This window comes from Paraburkholderia sp. SIMBA_030 (assembly GCF_046535245.1).
Lineage (GTDB): Bacteria > Pseudomonadota > Gammaproteobacteria > Burkholderiales > Burkholderiaceae > Paraburkholderia.
Genome location: NZ_JAWRXB010001873.1, coordinates 1 through 211, shown reverse-complemented (window position 1 = coordinate 211; position 211 = coordinate 1). Strand labels below are relative to the sequence as shown.

General features: G+C 68.7%; 1 protein-coding gene. It reads left to right on the top strand.

Translation table 11 applies throughout. The features are described from left to right. A partial coding sequence (locus SB772_RS46490) for a hypothetical protein (protein ID WP_410839332.1) occupies positions 1-211 on the top strand: 211 nt, incomplete at both ends.

Below are 211 nucleotides of genomic sequence, written 5' to 3'. Positions count from 1 at the left end.
CGGCAGACCGACGTGGCCGGCAATGTGTCGGCCGCAACCAGCTTCAGCTTTACGCTCGACACGTCGGCCGCCGCACCGGGGGTGGCGCTCGCCACCGACTCGGGCAGCAGCGCCACCGATCATGTGACCAGCGTCGGTACCCTGACCCTCGGTGGTGTCGAGAGCGGCGCGACCGTACAGTACAGCATCGATAGCGGGGCGCACTGGACCA